This window comes from Bradyrhizobium sp. sBnM-33 (assembly GCF_032917945.1).
Taxonomy (GTDB): domain Bacteria; phylum Pseudomonadota; class Alphaproteobacteria; order Rhizobiales; family Xanthobacteraceae; genus Bradyrhizobium.
Genome location: NZ_CP136624.1, coordinates 1,287,546 through 1,299,208, shown reverse-complemented (window position 1 = coordinate 1,299,208; position 11,663 = coordinate 1,287,546). Strand labels below are relative to the sequence as shown.

13 protein-coding genes are annotated in these 11,663 nt (G+C 61.5%); 5 read left to right on the top strand and 8 right to left on the bottom strand.

The window, feature by feature from the left end; all coding sequences use genetic code 11:
- The first annotated feature begins 46 nt into the window (after positions 1-46).
- The 5 genes from RX328_RS06150 to RX328_RS06130 all read left to right on the top strand — a co-directional run bounded on the left by RX328_RS06150 (position 47) and on the right by RX328_RS06130 (position 3,421).
- Positions 47-826 (top strand): DNA-binding transcriptional regulator, encoded by a 780-nt coding sequence (locus RX328_RS06150; RefSeq protein ID WP_213251870.1) that lies wholly within the window; start codon positions 47-49, stop codon positions 824-826.
- A gap of 152 nt (positions 827-978) precedes the next feature.
- Entirely contained in the window at positions 979-1,254 is a 276-nt protein-coding gene (locus RX328_RS06145; protein WP_312018018.1) for a helix-turn-helix domain-containing protein, read from the top strand.
- Between the two features lie 202 nt (positions 1,255-1,456).
- On the top strand, positions 1,457-1,678 hold the full coding sequence (locus tag RX328_RS06140; RefSeq protein WP_213251868.1) for a hypothetical protein: 222 nt from the start codon (positions 1,457-1,459) through the stop codon (positions 1,676-1,678).
- Between the two features lie 306 nt (positions 1,679-1,984).
- Positions 1,985-3,007 carry a putative sulfate exporter family transporter gene (locus RX328_RS06135; protein ID WP_249726426.1) on the top strand — a complete coding sequence of 341 codons (1,023 nt, stop codon included), beginning with the start codon at positions 1,985-1,987 and terminating at the stop codon, positions 3,005-3,007.
- A 204-nt stretch (positions 3,008-3,211) separates the two neighbouring features.
- Positions 3,212-3,421 (top strand): tautomerase family protein, encoded by a 210-nt coding sequence (locus RX328_RS06130; protein WP_213251953.1) that lies wholly within the window; start codon positions 3,212-3,214, stop codon positions 3,419-3,421.
- A 274-nt stretch (positions 3,422-3,695) separates the two neighbouring features.
- Here RX328_RS06130 and RX328_RS06125 read toward each other — a convergent pair whose 3' ends face one another.
- From RX328_RS06125 to RX328_RS06090, 8 genes are all read right to left on the bottom strand, one after another.
- A complete protein-coding gene (locus RX328_RS06125) occupies positions 3,696-4,466 on the bottom strand; it encodes an SDR family oxidoreductase (RefSeq protein ID WP_213251866.1) in 771 nt (256 codons plus the stop codon).
- Between the two features lie 170 nt (positions 4,467-4,636).
- Positions 4,637-5,293, bottom strand: a complete 657-nt coding sequence (locus RX328_RS06120; protein WP_213251865.1) for a TetR/AcrR family transcriptional regulator — start codon at positions 5,291-5,293, stop codon at positions 4,637-4,639.
- 125 nt (positions 5,294-5,418) lie between these two features.
- Positions 5,419-6,246 (bottom strand): enoyl-CoA hydratase-related protein, encoded by an 828-nt coding sequence (locus RX328_RS06115; protein ID WP_213251864.1) that lies wholly within the window; start codon positions 6,244-6,246, stop codon positions 5,419-5,421.
- A 22-nt stretch (positions 6,247-6,268) separates the two neighbouring features.
- Entirely contained in the window at positions 6,269-7,273 is a 1,005-nt protein-coding gene (locus RX328_RS06110; RefSeq protein WP_213251863.1) for an NAD(P)H-dependent flavin oxidoreductase, read from the bottom strand.
- 53 nt (positions 7,274-7,326) lie between these two features.
- Entirely contained in the window at positions 7,327-8,514 is a 1,188-nt protein-coding gene (locus RX328_RS06105) for an acetyl-CoA C-acyltransferase (protein ID WP_213251862.1), read from the bottom strand.
- A 47-nt stretch (positions 8,515-8,561) separates the two neighbouring features.
- Positions 8,562-9,692, bottom strand: a complete 1,131-nt coding sequence (locus RX328_RS06100; protein ID WP_213251861.1) for an acyl-CoA dehydrogenase family protein — start codon at positions 9,690-9,692, stop codon at positions 8,562-8,564.
- A gap of 19 nt (positions 9,693-9,711) precedes the next feature.
- Positions 9,712-10,893: an acyl-CoA dehydrogenase family protein gene (locus tag RX328_RS06095; RefSeq protein ID WP_213251860.1), complete on the bottom strand. Its 1,182-nt coding sequence runs from the start codon at positions 10,891-10,893 to the stop codon at positions 9,712-9,714.
- Between the two features lie 15 nt (positions 10,894-10,908).
- Complete coding sequence (locus tag RX328_RS06090; RefSeq protein WP_213251859.1) at positions 10,909-11,646, bottom strand: SDR family oxidoreductase; 738 nt, start codon at positions 11,644-11,646, stop codon at positions 10,909-10,911.
- Between the last annotated feature and the right edge of the window lie 17 nt (positions 11,647-11,663).

Here is an 11,663-nt window from a genome sequence, read left to right as displayed (position 1 = left end):
GTCGGCCATAGCTATTCCACCGTGTTCCACCAGGTGGAATTTCAGGATGCCGCTCAAGTCTGACACCGTCGAAGCCGCCTCGCGCACGCTCCTGCTGCTGGAGGAGCTCAACCGCCACCGCGTCACCTCGATCCATCGCCTGCACAAAGCGACGGGGTTGCCGAAATCGACGGTGGTGCGGTTGATGAAGTCGCTATGCGCGCTGGGCTATGCCGCGAACGACCGGCGGCAGGGCGGCTACGCGGTCGCGTCGCGGGTCAAATCGCTGAGCAACGGCTTTCACGGCGATCCGCTGGTGGTGGAAGCCGCGCGCCCGTGGGCGCTCGCCTTCACCAGGCAGTATCACTGGCCGATCGCCATCGCCGTTCTCGACCGGAGTTCAGTCGTGGTCCGCTTCAGCACCATTCCTGACAGCCCGGTTTCGCCCTTTCACGGTACCCTCAATATGCAACTCAGCCTGCTCGGGCGGGCGCTGGGGCGCGCCTATCTGGCGTTCTGTCCGGTCAGCGAGCGATCGATGCTGCTCGACATGCTTGCCCGGTCGCAGGAGGCCGAAGACAAACTCGCCACCGAACGAAAACGGGCATTGGCTTTGCTGGCCACGATCCGCAAGCAAGGTTTTGCAGAACGCGACCCGATGGTCGAACCGCGCTCCTCGAACACGATCGCACTCCCCGTCATCGACAATCAGCGCGTACTCGCCACCGTCGGCATGACCTATTTCACGTCGGCGCTTGACCGAGCAGACGTCGTCGGGCGCTACGTCCCGCTCGTGAAAGCCCTGGCGGACAACATTGCCGCAAGTGTCTCGTCTTTGCAGGAGTAGAGGCCGGAGTTACAAAAAATCCTGGCAGGATCGCACGCAGCAACCTCAGCCTTGACAGAGCGAATGCTACCTATTTAGTAGCGAGAATGCCGATGAGCCAAACAACAAAACCTGGGAGACCTGTCCGAGGCTCGCGGACAGGCGTCCCCGTCATGGCGCTCCTGGATCTGTTGGGGCGACGCTGGACAATGGGCATTTTGTGGAATCTCGGCAAAGGTGGACCCTGCACATTCCGCGAACTGCAAGAACGTTGCGAATCGATCTCGCCTACGGTTCTTAATTCGCGCCTGAAAGAATTGCGTGAAGCAGGCTTGATCGAGCATTCGCACGAGGGTTATCGCGCTACACCGACCGGACATGAACTTTATGCCCTTCTTGTCCCTCTTGGTGTTTGGGCGAAGAAGTGGGCAGCGAAGTTACCGGCGTAAGTCATTCCTGGGACAGTGACAACGGAGCGCAACAAGCTCGAGCAGTCTTGAGCTGCGCTGATATTCGGGTCGAGAGAAGAAAACCCTACCCCAGGGCGGCAGCGGAAAACGCGCTTCCACGCCGCTGCCGCAAAAGGCATTCCTCTACCCTTGCTTCCGCGCAGCTATTGGCGACATTAGCCTTAGTGAAACGGAAGCTATCATGAGCCAGCCCGCATTCGATCCCTTTGGAGAGCCGGTCCCGGCGGTCGATCCTTCGACTGCGCCGGTCGGCGCGTCCAAATGGCTGAAGTCGGCCGGCATAGGCCTGTTCTGGGGGCTTGTCGGCGTCATCGTGCTGGCGCGCGCGGTCTATTTCGAGCCGGGCGATCTCAGCTTCGAGCGCGCCGTCGCGTGGGCGCAGGGCTTGCTCGCCTCGCTTTAATATCTTGCCGGCATGCGCTGTGCGGGCTGGGCTGCCCGGACGTTCCTATCCAATGATCCGTTCGAACGCGACCGCGGCAGGACTACCTTGAACCGCCCAAGTTGATCTGATCCTCGTTGGACGCCAACCGGGACGATGGCCATGCCGACGCCTGCAAATTCAGGTTGAGGGATATAACCTCTCTGTATGGGCACAATCCGAAAATGTACTAGCGAGCCCGCGTGGTCCGGCGCATAAATTATTCTCCAAGGAGGATAAGTGCCGCCACCCCAAAGCAGTTCTGACGACGCACGGCCGCGACCAGGCATGTTCGGCCGCGGCATGGCCGTCATTCCAGGGGTCGCGCTCTGCGGCATCATCACCGCCGTTTCGCTGGCCGCGCAACGCCTCGAAGAGCACGTCTTCATCCATCCTTACGTCGAGGCACTGGTCATCGCGATCCTGCTCGGAATGGCGATTCGTAGCGTGTGGCAACCATCCCAACGCTGGCGTTCCGGCATAGCCTTTAGCGCCAAGCAACTGCTAGAGGTGGCCGTCATGCTGCTCGGTGCGTCCGTCAGCTTTGGCGCGATCGCGGCCTCCGGCTATCTCTTGATCAGCGCAATCGTCGCCACCGTCGCAGTGATGCTCGCGGTGAGCTACGGCCTCAGCCGCATGCTGGGGCTTCCTACGAAAATGTCGATCCTGATCGCCTGCGGAAATTCGATCTGCGGCAACTCGGCAATCGCCGCCGTCGCGCCGGTGATCGGAGCCAATAGCGATGATGTCGCCTCGTCGATCTCCTTCACCGCCATCCTCGGCGTGTTGATGGTGCTGGGCCTGCCGCTCCTGATCCCCTTGCTGGACCTGTCGGCGACACAATACGGCATTCTGGCGGGCCTCACCGTCTATGCCGTTCCGCAGGTCTTGGCGGCGACCGTGCCCGCGGGCATCGTCAGCACGCAAATTGGCACGCTGGTAAAGCTTGTGCGCGTGCTGATGCTGGGGCCGATCGTGGTCGCCCTGTCGCTAGTCGCGGCACGGCGCCGCAAGCTCCATGCCGATCAAACGAAGGTCGCCGCCATCAGCCCATTCAAGCTGGTGCCCTGGTTTATCATCGGCTTTCTGATGCTCGCAGCCCTGCGCTCCCTCCAGCTCGTGCCGGATCTTGTGGTCGCACCGGTGACGAAGACGGCGGCTATCCTGACCGTCCTCTCGATGGCTGCGCTTGGCCTTGGCGTCGACGTGCGCGTGCTCTCCACCGTGGGCGGACGGGTCACCGCCGCCGTCACGCTGTCGCTGCTCCTCCTGCTGGGCCTAAGCATCGGGCTCGTCCACTTATTCCGGTGACCGGGAAGGTCACCAAAGACGGAATGAAGCCAATTGTTCGCGCCAAGCGGTGCTATGTCGTTCTTCAGACCTTGCGCAGCGACGTCGCGGTGGACACGAGATTCCGCGGACCGGCAGCCAATGCATCCGCTGAATGAGCCGCGCCGAGAGGTTCGCGGCGATCGAACTTGAACCCGGAACAGGAGGAATAGACCACTCGTCGATATTCACGTCATCCGTGACGTTTTCACACCGGGCCAGAAGCAGCAGCTGATCGAGAAGGTGACCGAAGCGATGGTCGCCGTGGAGGGCGAGAGCATGCGAAGCGTCACCTGGGTGAAGATCAACGAGCTCGCAAGCGGCGACTGGGCGATCGGCGGAGAGAGACTGACTTCCGAAAAGGTGAAGGCAATCGCTGCCGGACGCGCAGCGTAGTCGCCGGGCCACAGTGCCCTTGCAGGAGGCAACCGGTGGACCACGAATGGAATCCTCCGGGGCGGAGCCGCAGATCGATCGCATCCTGGCAGAGGCGGAAACAACCCTCGCTCGCTATGTCGCTGCCGATGGACTTGCGTTCGACATATCGGCGCATCTCGCAACCTGCAGACGACCTTAGGTGGCGGAGGATCACGATCAGCTTCGGCACCAGGAGCGATCCCGAAAGGCATTGCTCGGGCGCTACCCAGATCCGCACCGACGTTAGTGCTAGTCACCATTTCTCGACCCACGGTCGGAGCACGACTTCGAACGCCCAGGTCGACCGATGCTGGCGATGCAGTTGCAGATACGTTTCGGCGACATGGTCGGGATCGGCCATGTTGTCGTCGACAGTTGTTCCTGCCAGCCGGTGTGCGCGGGTCCCGTCCTCCTGAGTCCAGCCGATCGCGGCGTCGATCGGCACATTCGCAACGTGGATGCCCTGCGGCATCAGTTCTCTTGCCATGCTCTGCGCAAGTCCGGACTTGGCTTGACATGCCATTGCAAAGGCACCGCTCGATGGAAAGCCTTTGAGCGCCGCGCTGGCGTTCGTGAAGATGATCGTTCCTTTCGCACCATTGGGATCGAGTTTGTTTCCGAGCATGAGTCGAGCCGCCTGTTGGCCTACCAGGAACGCGCTGAACGCCGCATTCCGAAGTGTTTCGAGCGCCATGACCGGGTCGGCTTCGATAACGCTCTTGCGGAAAATGCCGGGAACACGGCCATCGATGTTATGCACGACAAGCCTCGGCGTCCCAACGTCCTGAACGACATTCTCGAACAGCTTCTCCACGGCCGCCGGTTCGCTTGCATCGCAGGCATATCGGCGCACGCCATGCATCTTCTCGAGAGTCTCAAGGACGGCTTTCTCGGGATTTCTGGCTGCGACGCAGACTCGCATGCCGCTTTCCGCGAACAGCCTGGCGCAACTTGAGCTAATGCCCGGGCCGCCGCCGACAATGAGGGCAACGTCCCGGGCGGTATCGTGTCTGGATTGATTCATGTTGTTTGCTCGGATGCGTTTGGTGGTCAGCAATGTTTCCGCCGTTACCGGCGTCCAGTTCTTCGGCGATTCCCGCGATCATTGCCGAAGAACATGTCGCCGTTCGGAATGAAAGTAGGCGCACCGAAATACCATGATACCCGCGGCCACTTCGGCTTTCACGTGTTCGGTCACGATTTTCTCCTCTCGAACTCGGATTCTGTACACTGGAGACGCTCCGCGCTGGTGCCCGCGGTCTGATTGCGCAAGGCCTGCCGACCGGCCTCCAGAAGGGCGTCAGACAGTTGCTTGTCGCCAGATGCCCGCGCCAGCAAGATCGAACCGACCATGGTTGCAATTGCGCCGGCGGCGGCCTGCCGCGCATCTGATGGCGATCTCTTCGGAATCAACCCGGCGATGATATCGATCATTTTCTCGAGCCCGCCTGCAAGGGTACGCCGGGCCTCCGGGCCTGACCGTCCGATATCCGCGGCTAAAGCCGGAAGCGCACAACCGCGGGCCGGATTGTTGCGATGGCGGAGGCTCAGATAGGACTCGACGACTGCATCGAATCTTTTCTCGGGAGGCAATCCCTGCGTGAGATCCAGCCAATGGGCGACGGTTCGATCGATGGCCAAAGCGAGCGCTTCAACGACCAAAGCGTCCCGTGACTTGAAGTAGGCATAGAAGCTGCCATGCGTCAGGTCAGCGAGCTTCATCAGGTCGACCACACTCAAGCCATCGGCACCGTTCTGACGCAGGCCATAGGAAGCATTTTCGACGATCCGCCTGCGGGTCTGCTGCCCATGGTCTTTCGGGTAACGCATCGCCTGCTCCGGAATGATCAAAGAAACAGAGCAAGATTAGATGATTATCATCATATACAATAGCGAAATTCACCAGAAAGGCTCGCTGTCTGCGCCTCGATCAGGAAAAGCCGGTCAGCGATGCTGACCTCCAGATTGAATGCACATTAATGTCCGACGAATACGGGCTTGCGCTTTTCGACAAAGGCGCGCACTGCCTCCTTATGATCCGTCGTTCGCGCGGCGCGGACCATGTATTCCGCTTCCTGGTCCATCGAATCCAAGAGGTCGGCGGTCAGGGCATGGTCAAGATTGTCCTTCATGCCGGCGAAAGCTTGCGAGGGGCCCTCGGCCAGGGACCTTGCAAGCGCAAATGCAACATCGCGAAGCTCGGCGTCGGCCACCACCCGGTTGACGAGCCCCAGGGTCTCGCAGCGGCGTGCGTCGATCCGCTCGGACAGAAACATCAACTCGCGTGCCCGGGACGCTCCCACCAGCCGCGTCAGCAGCCAGCCGATGCCGTAGTCTCCCGTCAAGGCGATGCGGGCATATCCCGTGGTCATCACAGCCGATTCAGCGGCGATTCGAATGTCGCAGGCGAGCGCGAGCGCAAGCCCTGCGCCCGCGGCAGGCCCGGGAAGAGCCGCGAGAGTCGGCTTTCGTAATCCCACCAACGCACCCGTGAGGGTGCGCTGCTTGATGCGCAAGTCGGCGATCCGCTCATCGATCGGCGTTTCAGCCTTCGCAAAATTGCTCCCCATACCCTTGACGTCGCCGCCTGCGCAAAAGGCGGCCCCGGCGCCCGTGATGAGCAGTGCGCCGACGCTGGAATCATCGCCGCACTGCCTGATCATGCGCCGGAGCGCGGGGGTCAGTTGATCGGACAAGGCGTTGCGCGCCTCGGGCCGGTTCAGCGTGATGAGCGCCACGCGATCCCGGATTTCACAGAGCAATTCACCTGTGCCGGTGTCGACCTTGATCCGATCTTCTGCCATCCGCGCTGTCCCCGTCGCGCCTTCACGCGACCTTCAAGGCTTGCTCGCTGTCGGCGTCCAGGAATCCCGTAAGCCGTCCCCTGATCAGCCGCTCGGCATCCGCCATGATGCGGTCGATCAGTTCCTTCACGGTCGGGATATCGTGAATGAGGCCTGCGACCATCCCGCAGCTCCATGCGCCGGCGTCCATGTCGCCGTCGATCATCACCTTCGGATAGACTCCAGCGACCTGCTCGTGGATGTCGCCAATCTTCAGGCTTGCGCCCTTCTCGCGCTCGACCTCCAGCAACTGGTCAACGCCCTTGTTCTTCAAGACGCGCTCGGTATTGCGCAGCGCGCGCATGACCAGCACGGTGTCGAGTTCGGTCGCCTTGACCAAGGCCTGCTTTACATTGTCGTGGACTGGCGCTTCCTTCGTGGCGATGAAGCGGGTACCCATGTTCATGCCGGCGGCCCCCATCGACAGCGCCGCGACAAGGCTCCGCGCGTCGGCCATGCCGCCCGACGCCACAAACGGAATCTTCAGCTCGTCCGCCGCACGGGGCAGCAGGATCATGTTCGGGATGTCGTCCTCGCCGGGATGGCCGCCGCATTCGAAGCCATCAACGCTGACAGCGTCGCAGCCGATCTTCTCGGCCTTGAGCGAGTGCCGCACCGAGGTGCATTTGTGGATCACCTTGATGCCAGCGGCTTTCAGCGCCGGCATATACTGCTCGGGGCTGCGGCCGGCGGTCTCCACCGCCTTGACGCCGCCTTCCTTGATAGCAGCGATATACTCCGGATATGGCGGCGCGGTGAAGCTCGGCAGGAAAGTAAGGTTCACACCAAAGGGCTTGTCCGTCATGTCGCGGCAGCGCGCGATCTCCTTGGCCAATAATTCCGGCGTCCGTTGCGTCAGGCCGGTGATGATTCCGAGCCCGCCGGCATTCGATACCGCGGCGGCGAGTTCGGCAAACCCGACATAGTGCATTCCGCCCTGGATAATCGGATGTTCGATGCCGAACATCTCGGTAATTGCAGTCTTCACGCGTGCCTCCGATGTGGTTTTCCAGATGTCTAGTGTAGCCAGGTTGTTGTTCGTCAGTGAACGATTTCGAGCAGGCCTGCGGCGCCCATGCCGCCGCCGACGCACATCGTAACAACGGCGTATTTCGCCTTGCGACGGCGGCCCTCGATCAAGGCGTGGCCAGTTAGCCGCGCGCCAGTCATGCCGTAGGGATGACCGACTGCGATCGATCCGCCATTGACGTTGAGCTTCTCCGGGTCGATCCCGAGCTTGTCGCGACAATAGATCACCTGCACCGCGAATGCCTCGTTCAATTCCCAGAGATCGATATCGTTGATCTTAAGTCCGTGTCGCTTGAGCAGCCGAGGCACAGCATAGACCGGACCGACGCCCATCTCGTCCGGTTCGCAGCCTGCGGCGACGAAGCCACGGAAGATGCCCAGCGGCTTCAGACCCTTTTGCGCCGCGAGCTTGTCGCTCATGATGACAGCTGCACTGGCGCCATCCGAAAGCTGACTGGCATTGCCGCCGGTGATCGTGAAACCAGGCCCCTTGGCTGGCTTGACACCTGCGAGACCTTCGGCAGTGGTATCGGGACGCGGCCCCTCGTCAGCCGACAGCGTCACCTGCTGGTACGAGACGGCGCCGCTCGCCTTGTCGGTGACTGCCATCGTGGTCTTGATCGGTGCGAGTTCGTCGTTAAAGCGGCCCCCCTGCTGAGCGGCCGCCGTCCGGCGCTGGCTCTCGAGGCTGTATTCGTCCTGACGTTCGCGCGAGATGTCGTAGCGCTTCGCAACGACTTCGGCAGTATCCAGCATCGCGATGTAGGCGTCCCCTTTCATCGCGAGCAATTCGGGATCGACGGCATGAAAGCTGTTGAACTGGTTGTTCTGAACCAGGCTGATGGATTCGCCGCCGCCGCCGATGGCAACCTCCACGCCATCGAAAATGACCGAGCGCGCTGCCAGCGCAATCGCCTGGAGCCCGGACGCACATTGGCGATCGATGGTCGTTCCGGCCACACTCACCGGAAGCCCGGCGCGCAGCAGCGCCTTGCGTGCGATGTTGGTGCCCGTGGTGCCCTGTTGCATGGCGCAGCCCATCACGACATCCTCGACCTCGGAGCCCTCCACGTTAGCGCGTGACAACGCAGCGGAAATGGCATGACCCAGCAACGTTGCACCTTCGGTATTATTGAGGGCGCCCTTGTAAGCCTTGCCAATCGGAGTACGAGCAGTCGAGACGATTACGGCTTCGGTCATTGTTTACCTCTGGTCGGGGTGCGGCGGTCGATTTGCTAGAAGGAGATTCAGCTCTGCTGCGCGTACCGCATCAGATGATAGGCAGGATCGCCGAACTGGACGTTGATGGAGCTTATGCGCTTGAAGTAGTGGCCGACGTTCAACTCGTCGCTCATGCCCATGCCGCCATGCAGTTGCACGGCCTGCTCCGCGACAAAGCGCGCGGCATAGCCCACTTTCGTCTTGGCGCCGGACGCCAGTTTCGATCCGTCCGCTTCCTTCGATGCCAGGGTTAAATTCAAATGCTGGGTTAGCGAAATCGACTCCTCAAGCGCGATGAACATGTCCACCATGCGGTGCTGCAGCACCTGAAACGTCCCCAGCGCGACCCCGAACTGCTTACGCGTCTTGCTGTATTCTAGTGTCGCCGAGTTCAGCTCCGCCATGGCGCCGACCGCTTCCGCGCAAAGCGCTGCGATGGCACGATCGCGGCACGCCTCCAGGGCGGCGACGCCCTCGCCTTCGCTCCCCAGCATCTGGCTGGCCGGCACCTCGACTTTCATCAGCGTGAGTTCGGCGGCGCGCCGGCCATCCATGGTCTTGAAGCTCTGCAGGTGAAGATTGGCTGCATGGCGATCTACAACAAACAGACTCACGCCGTCGCGATCGCGTGGCCCGCCCGACGTGCGCGCCGAGACGATCAGCTTGTCGGCCCACGGCGCGCCAATCACCGCGGCCTTGGTCCCGCTCAGGACAAAACTGTCCCCTTGGCGGCGCGCCGTAGTGGTGACATTGTTGAAATCATACCGTGACCGTCCTTCCGCCCAGGCCAGCGCCCATATCGCCTCGCCCTCCATGATCTTCGGCAGGAATGCCTGACGCTGCTCGGGCGAGCCGACGGCTTCGATCAGGCCACCGGCGAGGACTACCGTCTCAAAGTACGGCTCGACGACGAGGTTGCGGCCGAATTCCTGCATCACGATCATCGTCGCAAGCGAGCCGCCACCAAGGCCGCCGGAGCTTTCATGGAACGGCGCGGCGCAGAGACCGAGTTCGGCGAACGATTTCCAGTGCCTGCGGCTCCAGCCCTCATCGGTCGCGACGATCTTGCGGCGCTCGTCGAAATCGTACTGCTCGCGCAGGAAGCGTTGAATGCTGGAACGGAGCAATTCCTGTTCTTCCGTCAACTGAATATCCATCGGATGCCTCGTGATGTAGTCAGAGACCCAAAACCGCTTTCGCGATAATGTTGCGCTGAATTTCATTCGATCCCCCGTAAATGCTGAGCTTTCGGGAGTTCAGATATTTTTCAGTCGCCGTGTGCCCATAGTCCGGCCCCGGCATGAAGCGGTTGGCGCTCACCGGGTGCTCACGGATGGCCAGACCGTAATTGCCGATCGCTTGGTGCGTCAGATCGGTAATGCGCTGGAATATCTCGGTGCCCCTGATCTTGAACAGCGACGCGGCCGGTCCCGGGTCGATGCCGCGCGACATCTGCGCAACGATGCGCAGTTCAGTCGCCTCCAGCGCGAGCACATCGAGCTCGACGCGCGCGATCTCCCTGATGAATTCCCCGAACGCTGGATCGTCCTCACCAACCTCGGTTCTCACGATCTGCTTGAGACGCCCGAGGTACCGAGTGGACCGGCCGATCCCGGCCATGCTGGTGCGTTCGTTGCCGAGCAGGAATTTCGCGTAGGTCCAACCCTTGTTTTCCTCGCCGATCAGGTTCTCCACGGGGACCCGCACGTCCTCAAGGAACACATCGTTCACCTCGTGCGATCCGTCGATGGTGATGATCGGCCGCACGGTGACACCGGGCGACTTCATGTCGATCAACAGGAAGGAGATTCCGGCCTGAGGCTTTGCCGACGGGTCAGTCCGCACCAGGCAGAAGATCCAGTCGGCATGTTGGGCCAGGGTTGTCCAGGTCTTGTGGCCGTTGACGATGTAGTGGTCGCCGTCGCGCACCGCCTTGGTCCGGACGGAAGCAAGATCGGAGCCGGAGCCGGGCTCCGAATAACCCTGGCACCACCAATCCTCACCGGAGAGAATCCGCGGCAGAAACTTCTTTTTCTGCGCGTCGTTGCCGAAGGTGTAGATGACCGGGCCGACCATGGTGACGCTGAACGCAAGCGGCGGCAGCGTTCCGGCGCGCGACGTTTCCTGCTCAAAAATGAAGCGCTGCGTGACCGACCAGCCTGGGCCGCCATATTCCTTGGGCCAGAGCGGAGCAATCCACCCCTTCTTGTAGAGGATCCTGTGCCAGAGCAGCGACTGCTCCTTGGTCAAATCAGTCTCGGGGTTTGGAACGCGCATTTCCTGCGGATAGTTCTCCGCAATAAAGGCGCGCACCTCGTCACGAAATGCAGCATCCTCGCTGGAAAGATTGAGCTCCATCGCGCGAGGCTCCCGTTACCATTTCTCGCCGAACGGACGGATTTCCAGCTCGAACGTCCAGGCGCTCTTGGGCTGCTGATAAAGCAACCAATAGGATTCCGCGACCGAGGACGGCGGCATCAATGCATCGGGGTTGTCCAGCGCTGTCGGTCCAAGGGCCTCGATCCGCCGCTGGCGCACCCATTCGGTGTCGACGCCGGAATCGATGATGAGATGCGCCACGTGGATGTTCTTTGGCCCCAACTCACGCGCCGCCGCTTGTGCAACGGCCCGTAGGCCGAACTTGGCGCTGGCGAAGGCCGCATAACCCGCTCCACCGCGGAGACTCGCCGTCGCTCCGGTGAAGAAGATATTGCCCTTGCCGCGCGGCAGCATCAGCCGCGCCGCTTCGCGCCCAGCGAGGAAGCCGGAATAGCAGGCCATTTCCCAGACCTTGCGGAACACGCGTTCGGTGGTTTCCAGAATCGGAAAGTTGACGTTGGCGCCGATGTTGAAGATGCAAACCTCAAGCGGCGCGTGCTTGTCGGCGTCGCTGAGGAAGGAGATGATCTCCTCTTCCTTGCGCGCATCGAGCGAGCGCGCATGAATTTCGCCGCCGGCTTTCTCGATCTCCTTGACGAGTGGTTCGAGCTTGGCGCCGTTGCGGCGCCCGACAAACACCGTGAAGCCCTCTGCGGCGAACTTCTTTGCGATCTCGCCGCCGATATAGTCACCGGCACCGATCACGGCCACGGTTGCGTTTCTCTTTTGCAAGGGTGTTCTCCCGGTCA